Consider the following 17865-nt stretch of genomic DNA (forward strand, 5'->3'; position numbering starts at 1 on the left):
TGGTTGTCAGCTAGTCGGTGTGAGAGCAGCGTATTAGTTACGCTAATTCTTAAGAGTTTTTTCAACTTATAGGAAATTATAACTAGAGTCGGGTGTTTATGTTGAAAAAGTTTACGTCATCTCTCACCAAGATGCCTCATGCTTGACTTAGGCGACTGTCAAGTATGCTACGTTACATTTAAGAGATTTAGTAGTTGGTGATTCCAAAAGGCGCATCAGCATAGCCCTCAGACTGAAGTCTGGGGCTACACAAACTAAACCCGCCTACGCAGGGTCACTAAATTTGTTGAAGTGTGTTTTTATGCAATATTTAGATTTAGCCTGCCTACGCAGGCTTGGTTTATGTAGCCTTCTTAGAGAATCCCCCGACTTTTTGCTGAAACGAGCGAAGCGAGGTTTAAGCAGTCGGGGAAGTGTAACAATGCTTTTCCCTCAACTGCTTTCGCGTGTATTCTGATTGGATTTTTCACCCTCTTTTACTCCCCACAACTCCCAGGGCTGTTTCATTCGCTTTGATCAGGATTTTGTCAAGAGTATCATCCAAAAATTTTAGGGAGTTGGTAATCGAACAATTACTGCTTTAACCAGTAAATTTAAGTGCGATCGCCAGGCTCATGAGTAAATAAAATTGTTGAATCACCTGATTTTTTTGCTTGATACGCTTGTAAATTAGAGACTTTTAGGGAACGAAACAGCCCTGCCACAACTCCTGCTCTTATTACTTTACTTGGACTTGTGTGTACACCGTAGGTTTGTGAGGGGAGACTAATCACCATTGCTTACTCCCTGACTACATAATTTTATTTATAAAACCAAATTCATCAAGGAATCCTGGGTTATTTCACCAATTCAGGAATTGTAGCTTCTAATTTCAAGCAATTAGCGCCATTAACTTGTAATTGGTACTCTACCTTATCCATTAACCGATTCATAATTAGCCACCCATAACCCCCTTCTTGTTTATCGACGGGATTAGGTGCTAGGTAAGTAGACATATCGTAGCCTTCGCCATAGTCCCAGATTTCTAGGGAAATGTCTCGGTCTTTGAGTTCTAAACGCAGTAATACTGGTAAATTTGGCTGCTCTTTGTGGGCATGACGCACCACATTAGAGTAGGCTTCTACCAAAGCCAATCGTAAACGACTGGACTGCCGAGACCAATCTACAGAATCTCCTAGCTTGACTTTCAAGCATCCCAGCAACCAGCTTTCGACGATATTTAAATAATTCAAATCACTTGGTACATGAAGCTCACTTTTCATTACTTATAAAACCTCTAGTGAAAGTATAGTTTGATCGTCTTCTTGAACTTGGTTATTTGCTTGGATACGAGCTAGTAAATGGTTCAGAGAAAGTGGTTGTGGCTCTGTTTGGAGAAGTTGCCAAAGACCTTCTTGGTTCAGCATAGAGTGGCTACTTGGCGAAAGATTAGCATCTGGTTGTTCGCATTTTAGTAACTCACTGGATACTGATGCTTCAGTAATCCCATCACTAGCTAACAATAAAGTATCTCCAGTGGAAAGATTTACTCTTCCTGAGAGTGCTTTCCAAGTAGGTAAGATCCCTAAAGGAATGCCACGTACTTTAAGATAGTTGGGCTGCTGGGTTGAGTCAGTTTGGCGAGACCATAGTAGAGGGTAGATATGTCCAGCATTAGCATATACTAGTTCTTTTGTACTAGGTGTATAACAAGCTAATACGAGAGTAATAAAACAATTGTTACTAATTAAGTCATTACACAAAGCATGATTGAGATTTTGGACGATGATATGAGGTTCGGCTGGTGTTTCTTGAGATAATTCGCGCCGCAGTACAGAAATGGCACTAGCCATGAATAAAGCCGCAGGTACACCTTTCCCGGAAACATCACCTACTGCTAACCATAAATCGCCTTTGGGGTGGACAAATACTTCAAAAAAATCGCCTCCTACTTCTCGCGCTGGATAGCAGCAGGCTTGTAGTTTTGCCTCTTTGATATCAGGTAAGCTTTGGCGGAGCAAATTATGTTGAATTTGGCGTGCTACTTCCAATTCAGCGTGAATTTGCTCTTGTTTTTCTTGTAGGCGTTGATAAAGTTTCGCCTGAAAAAGAGCTAAAGCGGCTTGGTCGGCGACACCTGTAATCAATTTAATATCTTCATCTGGCCAAAGCTCATCACGTCCTACCTGATACAGTGCAAGTACGGCTAATAGTTGCTGCTGATAGGTAAGAGGAACTACCAGATAGTTACAAGGGTTGCCATCAAAGGTTTCTTGATTGAGTTGATAATGACGAGTTTCGACAACCTTCTCAAACAAACTATGGTCAAAGGCAAAATTTAATATAGAAGAATTGGCATCTTGATAAGAAAATTTATCATTGGTTAAGCGATCGCCTTCTACCGGAATCAGCAAACAACAAGTAGCATCAAAGGTTTGTCCGATGGTGGCAACAATTTTCTGCAACATATTGCCATAATCGAGAGATTCTCGAATTGCTGTTGTCACCTCATTAAACAAAGATTCTCGGCGTAGCGCCCGACGCAACTCTTGAGTGCGTTGTTTGACTAAACGATATGTCTCAGTAGCTTGTTCAACTAGTAACTTGAGCCGTTCAGGATTCCAAGGCTTTGTGATATATTTGAATACTTGACCGGAGTTGATAGCATCGACCAAATCTTCCACATCAGTAAAGCCAGTTAAAAGAATCCTAATGGTATCAGGAAACCTTTCTACTGTGCGACTGAGAAATTCCGTGCCATTCATTTCTGGCATTCTTTGATCTGAGATGATCACGGCCATCTCACCTTCTTTTTCCAATATGTCCAGCGCACTTAGGGCATGATTGGCTTTAAATACTTGAAAATCTCGCCTAAAAGTGCGGTAGAGTAAATCCAAATTATCTAGCTCATCATCGACAATCATGAGCTTGAGTTTTTCTACCTCTGTCTCAGTCATATTTGACTTTATTTCCGATACTTGTGTGGCGAGACAATACAATTTTTATCCCACCCAGTGACCACCTGCAAACAAATCAAAAAGCTATCGCTCTCATCATAGAAGTTACCTGCTTTGAACTGAGAAATTGACTCAAAGTTAGCTTCTTCCTCAATTTATGCCAAGGTTGTTCAACCCTGGAATTACCTTAGCCAACCAACCCAGAACGTAAAGCTCTAACTGCTGCTTGGGTACGGTCATCAGCGCATAGCTTATTCAGAATATTACGGACATGTGTTTTTACAGTCCCAACTGTAATATAAAGTCGTTCAGCTATAACAGCATTGCTACAACCTTCGACAATTAACTGTAACACTTCTAACTCGCGTTCTGTCAGGGTATAGGGGTCAATTATTTCCTCACTTTCCCCAAAGTCTTGATTTTGGGGGATATTTTTATTTTCTTGGGCAACAGTTTCCTGTTTAGGAGAATTCTCTTGTGCCTGTTGTAACACAATTCTGGCGATCGCTGGATCAATCCAGGCGTTGCCATTGTACGTAACTCTAACGGCTTCTAGCAAATTATCAAATTTGATATCTTTCATACAGTAAGAGTCCGCCCCAGCTGCAAAAGCAGCCAAAACGGCTTCTTTATTATCTCGAAGGGTTAAGATTAACACCTTGGTAGCATCTTCGCCTGTAGCAATTGCTTTAATTTCTCTGGTCAGTGCAATTCCATCTTTATCAGGTAAACCAATATCGACGATCGCAATATCTGGCTGTAAGATTCTTAACAGCTTTAAGCCTTCCGCCGCATTGCCAGCTTCACCTAGCACTTCAATTTCATCTCTTTGCTGTAGTGCTGTGCGAATACCAACACGGGTAAGGTCATGATCTTCGATCAAAACAATACGGATTTTACTCATTGTCAACTTCTGCCCGTTAAACTAACTAAACTGTCAAACCGAGTTGATGCAAAAATATTAGTGGATTGTGATGGAAATACACTGATAAAAAATAAATATAGAATTTTTGCCTAGTAAGTTATTAGTTTTATTGTGTTGGATATTTTCACTGGTAAGCAAACTTAAATTTTTGGTTAGAGAAAAGCTAACCTCCTTTTTTATGAGTATACTGGCTGATTTACGACAGATTCATCTTTGTCAACCACTGATTACGATGACGAAAATGCGATCGCTCCTAACAATTGCATTCCAATGATGGTTCGTTATGAAATATGACAAATTAATACATTTATATTCATTAGAAATTTTAATCATAAAAAATTTTGGTATACATTACAACCTGCTTGCGTAAATATCCGCCCACATCAAGCCCTGAAAGACTTTTAACCCTGTAACTTTCTCACTACTAGTTGCCTAAAATTGCCCAGGCGATTGATTAAAATATTTGATAAACTATCGTTCGAGACAATCTGGTGTGATGTGAGGCTAATTAGAATAGGCTATGTCTAAACCGCCTAAAGTATTTTCGGTGCTGGGAATACCAGTTCATGTTATGAGTAACTATCCAGGCTGGTTGCTAGAATGCCTGCAACACAGCAGAGGTACTCATGTAGTGACGCTGAATGCAGAAATGACCATGCAAGCAGAACGAGACAGCGCACTAGCCAAGGTAATTCACGATGCTGAGTTGGTGATACCTGATGGTGCTGGTGTGGTTTTGTATTTGCAGTGGCTATTTTGGCAAAAGGTTCAACGTTGTCCAGGAATTGAACTAGCAGAAACATTACTGCGAGAACTAGGACAAAAGCAAAAAGGTACAAAAGTCTTTTTTTACGGCGGCGCACCAGGAATAGCAACCAAAGCCGCAGATTTCTGGAAGCAGCAAGCCCCAGATTTAAACATAGTCGGGACTCATTCTGGCTATCATTCTCCCGAAGAAGAAGAGATATTACACCAAACACTAACTCAATTACAGCCTCAAGTTATTTTGGTTGGGTTGGGAGTACCACGTCAAGAATTATGGATTGCCCAAAATCGTCATTTATGTCCCCAAGCAATTTGGATTGGTGTTGGCGGTAGTTTTGATATTTGGTCAGGAAGCAAAACCCGCGCTCCTGCTTGGTTAGGCAATAATAATTTGGAATGGCTGTATCGCTTATATAAAGAACCTTGGCGTTGGCGACGGATGTTAGCTTTGCCAGAATTTGCCGTGAAAGCATTTGTTTACCGCTTGACAGCCAAAAGCGCCTTCTAGGGAAGAGTAGGGAGTAGGGAATAGGGAGTAGGGAGTCGGGAAAAAATAAACATCCACTTAGGACTTACGACGTAAGACGAGAAATCAAGGGTTTGATCAAGGGTGTAGGAGTGAGTCACTAGCCCCGAATTTCTCACGTATGGGTAGCGGGTGTGGAGAGAGAGGGGAGTGTGGGGAGTGTGGGGGGAAAGATTTTTTCACTATCCTCCCACACTTCCCACCCCTCACCCCTGGATTTCTCTCTTGTGAGAAATCCAGGTGGCGTGGGTGGGTTTCCCGACTTGAGCCGTATGTATCTAAAACTCTTATACCCCATACCCTTTCACCCCTAAACCCAATCTCCACAGACAATCTTGGTGCGTAAGTCTTGCCCTATTCCCTACTCCCTACTCCCTACTCCCTAATTCATGACTTGCGGATAGTACTGAAAACTTCCAAAAAATTTAATTTTTGCTTTTGAACTTGAGATTCCTGGGGCTGTCCTGGGAATCATTATTTTTAAGAGAATCTTAAATTGAAGTTTTTCGGGTGTTTAGTTCTAAGCAAGTGTAGATATTCTGCCAATGAGAACCGTTGTTAAAACTGATCAGCATATTCCTGCAAAGGATAGTACATCTTCCCCACAAAGTAGTAGTAATGCTCCCATTGTGCAGTTACGCTCTGTAACAAAAACATACAACAATGGCTGTCACGGGTTGTTGGATGTGAGTTTAGAGGTGAAACAGAAAGAATTTTTGTTTATTACAGGCCCTAGCGGTTCTGGTAAATCAACACTGTTAAAGCTTTTGTATGGCGAAGAATCGGCTACTCAGGGAGAGGTGATTGTCAATGATTGCAATGTAACAGATTTGCGGGGCGATCGCTTATCACTATTGCGGCGGCGCATTGGCATTGTTTTTCAAGATTACAAACTGATTCCCCAAAGAACAGTAGCCGAGAATGTAACCTTTGTACTGCAAGCACAAGGTTTCACTCGCAAAGAAATTCAAAGACGTTTAGAACCAACGTTAAAGTTAGTGGGTTTACTTTCCAAAGCTAACTGTTTTCCTGATCAACTTTCGGGAGGCGAACAACAACGGGTAAGTGTTGCACGCGCCATTGTGGGAACACCGCCATTAATTTTAGCTGATGAACCCACAGGAAACCTCGACCCTGATAATTCTTGGCAAGTCATCCAAATTTTGCAAAAGTTAAATTCTTTTGGGGCTACAGTAATTGTGACTACCCACGACGAACAACTTGTACGGCGCTGCAATCATCCTGTAGTCCAAGTCCGTAACGGTAGATTATCTCGGAAATAGTTAACAATCAAGAGTCACAGAAAATTCCAAAAAAGAAATTATCCAATTTGTTTACTCAACAAAGCCACTATCTCCCTTGTCTTCCTTGTCTCCCTTATCCCCCTTCCAAACAAAGAGATATTTTTCCTAAGAAGTTACTCAGTACTCAGCACTCAGCACTTTGTCTTGAGATTTTTGAGTTTTGACTTTTAACTTGACTGGTTTCAAAGGAGTGGCTTTGCTAGATGGGAGATTTGAGAGTTTGTCTAAGATTTGTAAACTCTCAAAAGCTGCCTCTCGAATGATGACTTCTTCTTCTTTAGTCAAAAGCAGTTGCAAACATTGGCTAACTTCTTGCTGTAACGACTCATTCACTGGCTGGCGGGTGATAAATTTGGTAATTCGACGTATGGCCAGCAACCGCTTTAAGGGATCTGCTTCTGTTAAATTGAGTAACAATTGCTCAAAAACATCTTGGTCTTGATGGCGATAACGGCTGAAAATTTGCCAAAGTAACAAAACTAAAGTTAATAAAGTTCCCAAACCTTGCAAAATTGTGCCAGTTGCTAACCAAGGGCTATGAGAGTCAACCCAGATAGCAGCAGCCATATAAGTGCTAATAGTTGCCAGACCACCAATAGCAACAGCTAAAACTAACCGACGATTTGGCCCGTTGAGGATTTTTTGAATTTCTACCCAACGTTGTTGCCAGTTCCATTGTTGGTTTGAGTAGGTGATTAACATTACTCCCACACCAACTATCAAAGCTAATAGCAGTTTCCAGTTCCATAACAGCATTGCTACGACTATTGTTAGGAAGCCGAGAACACCTCCAGAACCGGAAAAAGGCTTGAAATTTTGCTGCTTGGAACTTCCTGGCGACAAAGCTGGAAGTGACCAGTTGGGTATCTGGTTAATTAGTTGCTGCAAAGAAAACGAAGCCTTTGCCACAGTATTTACCTAATTGTGTTGACGAGATTTTCTAATATATCTTTTACCAGGGATTAGGTGCATGTTGAAGCTAATATTACTCATTCTGGATAGTCTTTGTCCCGAATTTCTCCCCGTATTGGTGGGGAGTGTGGGGAGAGAGGGAAGTGTGGGGGGAAAGATTTCTTCACCATCCTCCCACACTCCCCAGCACCTGGCTCTCTCTCTTGGAGAAATCCAGGCTTGGGACTGGTCTTACATACAAAAACGAAAGTCGTCAATGGTGAATTGACCGTCAAAGGCACAGAAGGTAACAGAGTGAATATTTCTGCCTGTTACAGATAATAAAATGTTGGGAGGTACTGCTGAATCAGAGTTAGCAAGATTCGCGCCAGGAAGTACGGTTTGACTGAGCAGTTGGCGATCGCTATCATAAGCAGACATAACCAGCCTTTGCGAACTAGTCACATAGGCACTAACATAATTGACTGGCTGTACAAAACTCGCTTCCAGAAACCCGCCTTTTGGCGAACCCATTAATACTATGAGGCCAGAATGGCTCGGAAATGCAGGGTTAGAAGGTTGTATGGCAATTGAATTACGGAAAACGACACCCCAGCGTTCATATTGTGTTTCGACCGATTCAAAACACTTTAAATCTTCTAAATTTAAACATACACAAATAGGAACACCCACTTTGGCTGTTTCTAAAGTTTCTGCCAACTGTCCCCGCCAAGCAGAAGCTATATGCACGTCACAGTTTTCTAATACGTCTTTAAAATCTGCCAACGCTGGTGCTTTATCCGATTGAAGAGTAGCCTGCTTTACCACAACGCCCCGCCTTACCATTACCTAGAGAACGATTTAGATAAGTAATTATATCTAAAGGTGTTTTTCTTAAATCCAGAATCGTTGCTAATCTTAGGTATTTCAACTATTCTGGAAGCTCAAAACTTTACGTGAGTTTTCTGATAGATTACCATAAAAAACCAATGTCTTTTATATCACCAAAGTAATACAGGCTACTTCACAAAAGCCTTGTATAACAGTATTTACAGGCAAATACCCTGCGAATCAGAGACAAAAAAATCACTGAATCTTCACACGTAAGCCAGTGATTTTACATCCCCTTAATCTAGCGGAGGCTAGAGGTGGAAAAATTGCGGGTTTGCTAAAAATAGCAATGAATAAACTCCGGGAAATTCCCTAAAAGTACGGCGTGTTTGGTGTGAAACGATTGCTACCAGCAATTACTCAGCTAACACACATCTACTTTGCCGAAGTATACGTAAAATAGGTTTTTGGCCATTGGTCTTATGTGAATACAAATTACTCATGACATTCTCAACCAGAGAATTTGCAACTTGAACACATACTAAATGAACGGCATATATATGTTTCAACCACAGGGATTTGAACAACGCTCAATTACAACTTCTTTAGGGAGAATAGTATATTACACTAGCGTAGGGTCGTTTTGGCAAGGGAGTGCGATCGCTGAACCGACAAAGGAAACTTTAGTATTCCTACATGGTTTTGGTGGTGGATCTTCGGCTTATGAGTGGTCGAAGGTTTACCCAGCTTTTGCTAGTGAATATCGCATTCTGGCACCAGATTTGATTGGATGGGGTAAATCAGAACATCCAGCGCGAAATTACCAAATTGACGATTATTTAACGACGATTCGGGAATTTTTGCAGCAAACTTGTACAGAAGCCGTCACGGTGATTGCTTCTTCTTTGACTGCGGCGTTGACAATTCGAGTTGCGATCGCTCATCCTGAATTATTCAAATCTTTAATTCTCACCACACCAGCAGGACTATCTGATTTTGGCGGAGACTACTCCCGCAGTTTTTTTGCTCAGTTAGTCAGCGTACCCATAATTGACCGCTTGCTTTACAGTACTGGTATTGCGACCGAAGCAGGCATTCGCAGTTTTTTAGAGCAAAGACAATTTGCCCAAGCCAATCGAGTTTATCAAGAAATTGTCCAGGCTTATCTGCAATCTGCCCAGCAGCCTAATGCGGAATATGCTGCACTTTCTTTTGTGCGGGGTGATTTGTGTTTTGATTTATCCCTGGACATTGAAAAGCTGACCACTCCAACTGCGATTATTTGGGGGGAGAAATCCCAATTTACTGGCCCCGAAATTGGTCGTCGTTTAGCAGAGAAAAACCCCCAAGCAATTCGCGTGTTTCAACAACTAGAAGATGTGGGATTAACACCCCAGTTGGAACTACCAGCCGTCACCATTGGATTAATTCGCCAGTTTTTGCCTTTAGTCAATAAAGAGTGCTGAGTTGAAAGTGCTGAGTGCTGAGTTAGGATAGCGCCTGTGGCGCTAATAATGTGGAGATGCGTTTCACTACTAACCACTCACACTTCGACTCCGCTCAGTGTAAAGCACTCAGCACTGGAAATAATTTCACACTTCAATTATTTATTCTCTACGCGGACATCAATTACAGTGGCATTGAAGTTGTAGTTATAACCTTCTAATTCAAAAGGCATACCAATTTTGACTTTGCTGTTACCTAAAACTGGGCCATTTTCCGTGACTTGCGCCTTACCTTCCAAAGTTAACAGCATATCTGTACTGTAATTGTTCTTTCGAGGATCTTTGACTTCCTTAACTGAACCATCTGGTTGGGTAGCAGTGATTGTTCTCTCTAGTACTTCAATAGATTTAATCCCAATTTGACCGTAAGGCTGATTACGGATAATGACGTTTGTTTTACCGCCTTTCTTAAATCCACTTTCAAATAAGCGTTCTGGGTCGCGGACATTCAAACCCCGCACGGCTAAATCTACCTCAATGGGTACGGTTTTTGAACCAACTTGAGCCACAGAACCAGAGGTTCCTGGAAAAAAGAAGATACCAACTATAACTAGCAGAATTACAAGTGCAGCGCCTACATCAAGAATATTGACTTTACCGAACAAGCGACCTTTGGAATCAAAAATAGCCATAAAAACTTTTCCTAAATACAAACAAAGTATTTGATTGTAGCAACAAAGTTAATCAGGAACATGACAATTTCCCGACAGAGGTATGACTGAAAGATGGCTAGGTCTTTGAGTCTGGCGACAGTGTATCACGAGTTGAAAAAATCGGCGTGAAGTCGGCACATCCTTTACATTAGGACTTACAAAAATCAAGGGTTTGGGTGAGGGTGAAGGGGTATAGCCTGCATTTCTCACCACACCTTTCAAAGCCTGTGCAGGGGAGCAGGGGAGCAGGGGAGAATGAAGGTACTCTCTTCCCTGCCCCTCCGCACCTCTGCCCCTCTGCCCCATCAAACGCCTGAAGCTTGTGAGAAATGCGGGTATAGGGGTGTAAGGGTGTAGATAAATCCTTCTAGAGATAATTTGGGCGATCGCATCCGTAGTCATAAGATGAAATTGCAACTTCAAGCGCAGTAACTCCGTCTTGTATTTTGTCCTGTGATTGTTGCTTGTCTCGAAATTATTATCAGAAATGCTTATGATGGCTTGGAAAGGTTTTACAGCAAATTATCGTCGCTGGCGGCGTAGTTGGTTATATCCAATAATGTCGGTGGTAGTCGCCCTCAGTTTGTGTTTGAGTACACCTTTACCTGGACGGGCTGTAGATTTATTACCACTGTTGTTCCAAGGAGCGCAAATACTTCAGCTTTCTAATATATCCTCTCGCCAAGAAGTAGAGCTTGGCAAACAGATGAATGATGAATTACTTGGTGAAGTTCGTCTGTATCGCAATGCAGAAGTGAATCGTTATGTGCAGGAAATTGGTCAAAGATTAGCCGCCAATAGCGATCGCCCCAGTCTTCCTTTTACCTTTCAGGTGGTAGAAGATAATGCTGTGAATGCTTTTGCTACTACTGGGGGTTTTGTTTATCTCAACACAGGTTTACTTAAAACCGCAGAAAATGAAGCGGAACTAGCTAGTGTGATAGCTCATGAAATTGGTCACATTGGTGGGAAACACTTGGTTAAACAAATGCAGCAAAGGGCTGTGGCGAGTGGTTTAGCTACAGTAGCCGGTTTAGACCGTAATCAAGCTGTGGCTATTGGTGTAGACTTAGCCCTTAACCGTCCTCGCAGTCGTCAAGATGAGTTTGATGCCGATAAAAGAGGTTTAAGAACTCTAACAAGAGCCGGTTATGCTCAATCTGGGATGGTTTCCTTTATGCAAAAGCTACTCAAAAGTGGTTCTGGGCCAACTTTCTTGAGTACGCACCCTGCTACTAGCGATCGCATCAATAATCTTAAACGTGCAATTAATTCTCAACCCAGTAGTGGGCGTGACGGTTTAGATAACGCTGCTTATCGAGCTAGAATTCGACCATTACTTTAGTTTTTTCACTGTGCCGAATTTACAACCAAAACCTATGCTCGCTGCGGCTGGCGGCGAGCTTTGATTTGGGAAGGTTCCACTGTTACCACGCCATCTTCTAGCGGTAAGATACGCTGGGTATTTTGAAATACATTTACTTGATAAATTAAATGATTGGTAACATCAAATCCAGTTAACCAACCACTACGAGGATGATAAGCTCCAGTATCGATATCTAGCCATCCTCTACCTTCGGCTAGTTTACCCGGAGGAACGTTTGGTAAAGTAAAAGTTATAGTATGCCCAACTATAATGAGCTTATCAGGAAAATAAGGCTTTTCTATGCTGTGAAATTCATCTCTAATCCAGCAGAACTGCTCGGCAGTTTGTTCGGCGAGAGGCAGATTTGGGTCTAATCCGGCATGAGTTAACCAAATATCGCCCAAATCTAAATAAGTGGGTAGGGATTGAAACCACTCTAAATGCTCTTGGGGAATAGTGGATGCTTGGTAACTGCTGAGAGTGGCTTGTCCACCGCTATACAACCAAGCTTGCATAGCTGGGGCGGGAATATTTGTTTGGGTGAGAATATTCAATAACATCTGCTCGTGATTACCCAACAGACAGGGATAATTGTTCTGCCGGACAAAATTCACAACATTGTAGCTGTGGGGGCCACGATCAATTAAGTCACCGAGAAAATAAACTTGATCTTCTGATGTGGGTGCGATCGCCTCTAACAAAGTCATCAAGCCTTCATAATGACCATGCACATCCCCAATAACTATGCGACGTTTCCTTGTTCTACTCATCTGCATTTAGCTGAAATGAAATTAGTTTAATATTTTTGCTACACTATAACCGCAGGTTATTCCGTAAATAAAGATAAATATTACTTGCGTAAATTTAAATTTTATTTAAAGTTTTATCTGCACCAAAAATTATCAATTTGCTTACACACCCTAACTTAAAATTTAGGCTGTAATTCTAATTTTAGTTTGCCCAATGTCTGAACAATTTTCTCCTGAAATTAGCACACGCATCTGTAATCACATGAACGAAGATCATGCTGATGCTGTACTTTTATATGCAAAATTTTTTTGGTGATATTACTGAGGCTACATCAGCCCAAATGTTAGCAATTGATTCACAGGGAATGGATTTAACCACGCAAGTCAATGAAGAATCCATTCCAGTGCGTATCCAATTTGACCATATTTTAGCGGATGCGGAAGATGCTCATCAAACTTTGATTGCGATGATTAAGCAGGCGCGGGTGAAGGGGTGAGGGGTTAGAGTTTTCAGTTATTTAGAAGGGAGACAAGGGAGACAAGGGAGACAAGGGAGAGGGGGTAGCTTTTATTGTTTGAAGCATAAAAATAAGTTCCTACTCGGTTTGTAATAACCAAAAACCACTGTAAGTCATACCAGAATCATCGGGTTGAATTAATAAAAAGTGTAATCCCTGGCTTTGTTGTTTACGTTGTTCATAAGTTTTAGCGGCGGCGGTGACTTCTGCATCTTCAAAGGTGGCTAATACCCATCTATCAACTAAACCCGCTTCTAAAATTAAACCATCGGGCGCACCGGGGATGTAATTTAAGGCTACAGGATGTGTTGTGGCTAACCAACGTGCTAAACGCATAGATTGTCTGCCACCATAAATGACTACACCTGGAACGGTTACTGTGGAAGCTAAACCCAGATTTATGGGTTTAAGAAATTCTGGCATAGATAAAATCGGAATGGGGCGATCGCTAAATTCTATTTCTAAATCCCCAGCCGCTAAATTTGCAAAGCGCCACTGTTCACCCCAAAGATTTTCCGGTAATGGTAAGGGTGCGGGTTTTTCTAAACTAAAATCAGAATTTTTGTCTTTTAACCACTGTTTTAATGCTAAAGTCCGGCGGGTTGCTTCTACTGCAACACCTAAATTGCGTCCGGCTGTTTCGATTAAACTTAACGACTGGGGACGGAAAACTTGAATCACATCTGGTAACTTTGCACCTGCGGCTTGTTGAATTTGAGTAGTCAGCCAATGGGAATTTGCTTCTGACTGCAAACAAGTAGCTGTATACTCAAAACTGCGATTTGCATCACAAATCAACAATTCCCATAAAATTTGTCCAGATATATCTTGTTGCGAACTCCGATAAAAATCAGCTTGCCAAATTTTCATGATTTAAAACATTTTTTCATAAAAAAAGGGGTGGATAACCCACCCCTCTATTGAACCAGGAAAATTACAATTCTTTTAAGACTTTAAAACAGAACCTTGGCCAAAATTGGTTCAACACGGGCTGCAATTTCTGGGACATACACCTGAGAAACGTAGTCAGCAATCATTCGATCTGTATTAAACAGTGGTGCATTGGTCTTAATGGATGCTTTCATCATCTGTATCCAGCGATGAGGAATACCTTGAGCATCTTGGTCGTAGTATAGGGGAACAATCTCAGATTCTAAAAGCTGATACAGTGACTGGGAATCGATGCGGTCTTGCAATTCTTGGTCGCTTGTGTGAGCATCTTCACCAATAGCCCAACCGTTAATTCCTTTGCCATTTGCGTCGGCTTGGTAGCCTTCACACCACCAACCATCAAGGACGCTGCAATTTAACCCGCCATTAAAGCAGACTTTCTGTCCACTTGTCCCTGATGCTTCTAGGGGACGACGGGGGTTATTTAACCAAACATCAACGCCTTGGACGAGTTTTTGTCCGGTGTAAATGTCGTAATCTTCAATAAAGGCAACACGGTGAATAATGCCGGAATTACGACACCACTCCATCAAACGTTGAATAATGCGTTTACCTTCTTCATCGGCTGGGTGTGCTTTGCCAGCAAAGATAATCTGAACTGGATGTTGGGCATTGCCAAAAATCTTCACAGCCCGTTCGGCATCGCGTAAAATCAAATCACCACGTTTATAAGGGCTAAAGCGTCGCGCAAAACCAATGGTTAATATATTCGGGTCAAGTAAACTATTCACGGCTTGAATGCTTTGATAATCTTCACCGCGCTGTTCCCGTGACTTTTTGACTTTATAACGAGTGTAGGCAATTAGTCTTTCTTTAAGAATCTGATGTCTTGCCCAGAGTTCTTCGTTGGGAATGTCGTCAACTTTCGCCCACATTTGGGGATCGATGGCGCGAGTTTTCCAATCTTTACCTAAATATTGGTCATATAAGTCTGCGAGTAAAGGTGCAGTCCAGGTGGGTGCATGAACACCGTTGGTAATGTAACCAATTGGAACTGTATCTTCGCTATGTTGTGGGTAGAGAACAGTCCACATTTTGCGGGAGACTTTGCCGTGTAATTCACTTACGCCGTTGCAAGCACGACACATCCGCAATGCTAAAACTGTCATCCCAAAGGGTTCCCAAGGATCACCCAGTCGTCTTGCACCCAAGGCTAAAAATTGTTCGCGGGATAGCCCTAATTGCGGCCAGTACTGGGCAAAATAAGAGTCAATTAAGTCGGGGGAGAAGACATCATGACCGGCGGGAACCGGTGTGTGGGTGGTAAAGACACAACTTTTCTTGACGCTGGCTTCAATATCGTAGAAGGATTTCCCGGTTCGTTCAATTTCTTGACGGGCAATTTCTAGGGTACAAAAGGCGGCGTGTCCTTCGTTGAGGTGATGTACGGAGGGTTTGATTCCCAAGGCGGTTAAAGCCCTGACTCCACCAATACCTAAGACGACTTCTTGGGCGATGCGGGTTTCTAAGTTACCGCCATACAAGTGTCCTGTTAACCAACGGTCAATGGGATCGTTGTCTGGGCGATCGCTATCTAGTAAATATAGAGTTACACGCCCGACTTGCACTCGCCAAATTTGTACTTTTACTTGGCGTTGGCGAATTTCTATCTGGATGGTGAGTGGTTCCCCTTGCTCGTTTTTAATTAACTCTAGGGGCATTTTGTCGAAGGGATTATCCAAATAGTAATCTTCTTGCCAACCGTGGCGGTTTAAGCGTTGGCGAAAGTACCCTTGGCGATACAGTAAACCCACACCCACCATCGGCACACCTAAATCGGATGATGATTTTAGATGATCCCCGGCTAAAATACCCAAGCCACCAGAGTAAACAGGCAGAGATTCATGGATACCAAATTCGGCACAAAAATAAGCAATGGGATGTTCAGCCGACACTTGCGGTGCAACTCGATTCACCCAAGTATCTTTCTGTGCCATGTACTGGTCAAATTCGCGGACTAAGGCAGAAATCTGCTTCAGGTAAAGGGGATCTTCTGCCAAATGAGTCAGACGTTCGTAACTAGCTGACTCTAAAATTGCCACTGGATTATGCCCACAAAGTTCCCATTCTTGGGGATCAATGCTTTGAAATAAGGATATGCGATCGCTACTCCAACTCCACCAATAGTTATAAGCTAAATCTGCTAAACGTTTGAGGGGGAAAGGCATCTTTTCACTTAAACGTACCGATGCGGTTATTGCACTGCTGTTAGCCATACAAGTCTAAACTCTCTGTTAACTTTTTGCGATTTCATCTATCATTTGCTGCCACAAAATTACCTTCAGGTTGATTCCGCCGGAGTCTTCATTCGTGAATCCTCCCCTGAAGCCGCAGCAGCTTTTCTCATCTATGCTCTATCAAAATTAATGATTCTTCTTGCTATTACGTTTTTAGTATTATCTCTGGATTTAATACTTTCTGCCCATCAATTTGCATCACTTTTGTTTACAATAATTTCCGTATTATTAAGTTTTATTTACTATCAATTTGTAATGTTTAAGAAAAGCTAAAGAGAGATAAACAGGACTTACGCACCAAAATTGTTTGTGGGGATTGGGTGTATGGGTGAAAGGGTATGGGGTGTAAGGGTTTTGAATACTTACACCCTTACACCCTCATACCCCTGCACCCTGTTCTAAAACCTTATTTTTTCGTTTTTTTGCGTAAGTCCTAATAAATAAATTATTAAACATGAGTAAGATTTGGGGGAGAATCCCCAAAGCCCCCGATTGGGTGACGGTTGTGTCCCTCAAACCCTCTCCAAAATCATTTTTTCATTTGTTGGTTTTATTGTAATTTAGTTTTCTTATCTGAACCGTATTGTGCTATCTATATCTAGCTTGAGAGATAAGAAAAGTAGAAAAATTATTGTGCAATATTTCTACTTTTTTAATTACCTTTTAACCCAAAAATTAATATACCTGAACTTGGGCTAAACCATAGGGAACTTCTCTTGATAAACCGATATGCCCACCAGAAATATCGTAGTAAACAAAGCTTCGATTCGGAAAGGCATTGGCAAAATCTATATTCCTAAAAGCAATATTGAGATTAGTTCCAGGAGGTACTGGTTGAGAGAAATCAATTCTAATGATTCTTTCATCTTGTCTAGAAATGTTAGCCTCAACGCGCCGACCAGATTGATCAGTAACGTCAATATCGTTACTAACTTTGAGAGCATCAGAAGGTCTAACTATCAGGTAAGATAAAGGCTGCATACCTGTATAGACAGTAATTGTGTGAGTACTATCGTAACCGCTTGTACTGCTAATTCGCGGAGCATTGCTATTGTAAGACATATCTTGTCTTTGGGCTTGCGCCGGGAGACAAGTAGCTGCGATCGCAACACTCAAGCCAGACAATAAAATCCATTTTTTCATAACCAACCTCCAAATGATTGAATAGAATAGCCAACAGAAAATCTATACTTAATTTGCGATTAAGTATTTTATGGATTTACGAGATATTTAATTAGACTTGCCTAAAGTTTCTATCGACAGAAAAGTAATCTTGTCTAATTAGTTTTTAGATTAAAAATATTTAAAAAAATTTGCTTCTCACTGAGGAGATATTATCGTTATCATTCTGAGGTTTGAACTGTCAATTAAATAATCAGAAAAGAAGGTAAGAGAAAAAACAATTTCAAATAATACTATTAGCGGATGAAAAAACCTATTTTTATTTATATGTGAACTAGTAATGAAGTTGAATGAAAATACTGCGATGCTAGGTTTTTGGCGGTATTTCATTAATGAGTTAGCTAAGGCGATCGCACTTTCTCCTCCAGCATCCGTGTTCAGAGATGGGTTTATACGCGCTAAATTATTATTTAACGCGATGTGCGACTTATTGTTTCGTTACACAAGTTCGGTGTATGAATGATTAAAAAGAAAATTCCCACAATCCGCACTGGAGCGAGAAAATCGTTACAAATGAGTGGAATGA

16 protein-coding genes and 1 pseudogene are annotated in these 17865 nt (G+C 41.5%); 6 read left to right on the forward strand and 11 right to left on the reverse strand.

Annotation, left to right across the window (positions count from 1 at the left end):
* Positions 1 to 593: 593 nt before the first annotated feature.
* The 4 genes from H6G77_RS29015 to H6G77_RS29030 form a co-directional block, all read right to left on the reverse strand.
* On the reverse strand, positions 594 to 776 hold the full coding sequence (locus H6G77_RS29015) for a hypothetical protein (RefSeq protein WP_190873412.1): 183 nt from the start codon (positions 774 to 776) through the stop codon (positions 594 to 596).
* A gap of 60 nt (positions 777 to 836) precedes the next feature.
* Positions 837 to 1262, reverse strand: coding sequence for an anti-sigma regulatory factor (locus H6G77_RS29020; RefSeq protein ID WP_062295158.1), 426 nt, complete (start codon positions 1260 to 1262; stop codon positions 837 to 839).
* Positions 1263 to 1265: 3 nt separating this feature from the next.
* The gene (locus H6G77_RS29025; protein ID WP_190873413.1) at positions 1266 to 2936 is read right to left on the reverse strand and encodes a SpoIIE family protein phosphatase; all 1671 of its coding nucleotides are present in this window, start codon (positions 2934 to 2936) and stop codon (positions 1266 to 1268) included.
* Positions 2937 to 3123: 187 nt separating this feature from the next.
* The gene (locus tag H6G77_RS29030) at positions 3124 to 3840 is read right to left on the reverse strand and encodes a response regulator transcription factor (protein ID WP_190594544.1); all 717 of its coding nucleotides are present in this window, start codon (positions 3838 to 3840) and stop codon (positions 3124 to 3126) included.
* A gap of 541 nt (positions 3841 to 4381) precedes the next feature.
* Between H6G77_RS29030 and H6G77_RS29035 the strand changes: the two genes are divergently transcribed.
* A complete protein-coding gene (locus H6G77_RS29035; RefSeq protein ID WP_190594543.1) occupies positions 4382 to 5134 on the forward strand; it encodes a WecB/TagA/CpsF family glycosyltransferase in 753 nt (250 codons plus the stop codon).
* A 563-nt stretch (positions 5135 to 5697) separates the two neighbouring features.
* The gene (gene ftsE, locus H6G77_RS29040) at positions 5698 to 6435 is read left to right on the forward strand and encodes a cell division ATP-binding protein FtsE (protein WP_190594542.1); all 738 of its coding nucleotides are present in this window, start codon (positions 5698 to 5700) and stop codon (positions 6433 to 6435) included.
* Between the two features lie 138 nt (positions 6436 to 6573).
* Here ftsE and H6G77_RS29045 read toward each other — a convergent pair whose 3' ends face one another.
* Together H6G77_RS29045 and H6G77_RS29050 are read right to left on the reverse strand one after the other, a co-directional pair.
* Entirely contained in the window at positions 6574 to 7365 is a 792-nt protein-coding gene (locus H6G77_RS29045) for a hypothetical protein (RefSeq protein ID WP_190594541.1), read from the reverse strand.
* A 234-nt stretch (positions 7366 to 7599) separates the two neighbouring features.
* Positions 7600 to 8193, reverse strand: a complete 594-nt coding sequence (locus H6G77_RS29050) for a hypothetical protein (RefSeq protein WP_190594540.1) — start codon at positions 8191 to 8193, stop codon at positions 7600 to 7602.
* Positions 8194 to 8738: 545 nt separating this feature from the next.
* Between H6G77_RS29050 and H6G77_RS29055 the strand changes: the two genes are divergently transcribed.
* A complete protein-coding gene (locus H6G77_RS29055) occupies positions 8739 to 9644 on the forward strand; it encodes an alpha/beta fold hydrolase (protein ID WP_190873414.1) in 906 nt (301 codons plus the stop codon).
* 137 nt (positions 9645 to 9781) lie between these two features.
* On the opposite strand, the gene H6G77_RS29060 is transcribed toward H6G77_RS29055, so the two are convergent.
* Positions 9782 to 10315: a DUF4330 domain-containing protein gene (locus H6G77_RS29060; protein WP_190594538.1), complete on the reverse strand. Its 534-nt coding sequence runs from the start codon at positions 10313 to 10315 to the stop codon at positions 9782 to 9784.
* Positions 10316 to 10829: 514 nt separating this feature from the next.
* On the opposite strand from H6G77_RS29060, the gene H6G77_RS29065 reads away from it, so the two are divergent.
* Positions 10830 to 11681 (forward strand): M48 family metallopeptidase, encoded by an 852-nt coding sequence (locus H6G77_RS29065; RefSeq protein ID WP_190595099.1) that lies wholly within the window; start codon positions 10830 to 10832, stop codon positions 11679 to 11681.
* Positions 11682 to 11713: 32 nt separating this feature from the next.
* Here H6G77_RS29065 and H6G77_RS29070 read toward each other — a convergent pair whose 3' ends face one another.
* Positions 11714 to 12472 carry a metallophosphoesterase family protein gene (locus H6G77_RS29070; RefSeq protein ID WP_190595098.1) on the reverse strand — a complete coding sequence of 253 codons (759 nt, stop codon included), beginning with the start codon at positions 12470 to 12472 and terminating at the stop codon, positions 11714 to 11716.
* Between the two features lie 193 nt (positions 12473 to 12665).
* Here H6G77_RS29070 and H6G77_RS29075 point away from each other — a divergent pair.
* Positions 12666 to 12948 (forward strand): annotated as a pseudogene (locus H6G77_RS29075) (DUF2470 domain-containing protein).
* 99 nt (positions 12949 to 13047) lie between these two features.
* Here the strand turns inward: H6G77_RS29075 and H6G77_RS29080 are convergent.
* From H6G77_RS29080 to H6G77_RS29090, 3 genes are all read right to left on the reverse strand, one after another.
* Entirely contained in the window at positions 13048 to 13839 is a 792-nt protein-coding gene (locus H6G77_RS29080; RefSeq protein ID WP_190873415.1) for a Tab2/Atab2 family RNA-binding protein, read from the reverse strand.
* Between the two features lie 83 nt (positions 13840 to 13922).
* On the reverse strand, positions 13923 to 16136 hold the full coding sequence (gene glgP / locus H6G77_RS29085; protein WP_190595095.1) for an alpha-glucan family phosphorylase: 2214 nt from the start codon (positions 16134 to 16136) through the stop codon (positions 13923 to 13925).
* 696 nt (positions 16137 to 16832) lie between these two features.
* A complete protein-coding gene (locus tag H6G77_RS29090; protein WP_190595094.1) occupies positions 16833 to 17300 on the reverse strand; it encodes a DUF2808 domain-containing protein in 468 nt (155 codons plus the stop codon).
* A gap of 319 nt (positions 17301 to 17619) precedes the next feature.
* Between H6G77_RS29090 and H6G77_RS29095 the strand changes: the two genes are divergently transcribed.
* Positions 17620 to 17802 (forward strand): hypothetical protein, encoded by a 183-nt coding sequence (locus tag H6G77_RS29095; protein WP_190873416.1) that lies wholly within the window; start codon positions 17620 to 17622, stop codon positions 17800 to 17802.
* The last annotated feature ends 63 nt before the right edge of the window (positions 17803 to 17865 follow it).

The sequence above is a fragment of the Aulosira sp. FACHB-615 genome, from assembly GCF_014698045.1.
GTDB lineage: Bacteria > Cyanobacteriota > Cyanobacteriia > Cyanobacteriales > Nostocaceae > Nostoc_B.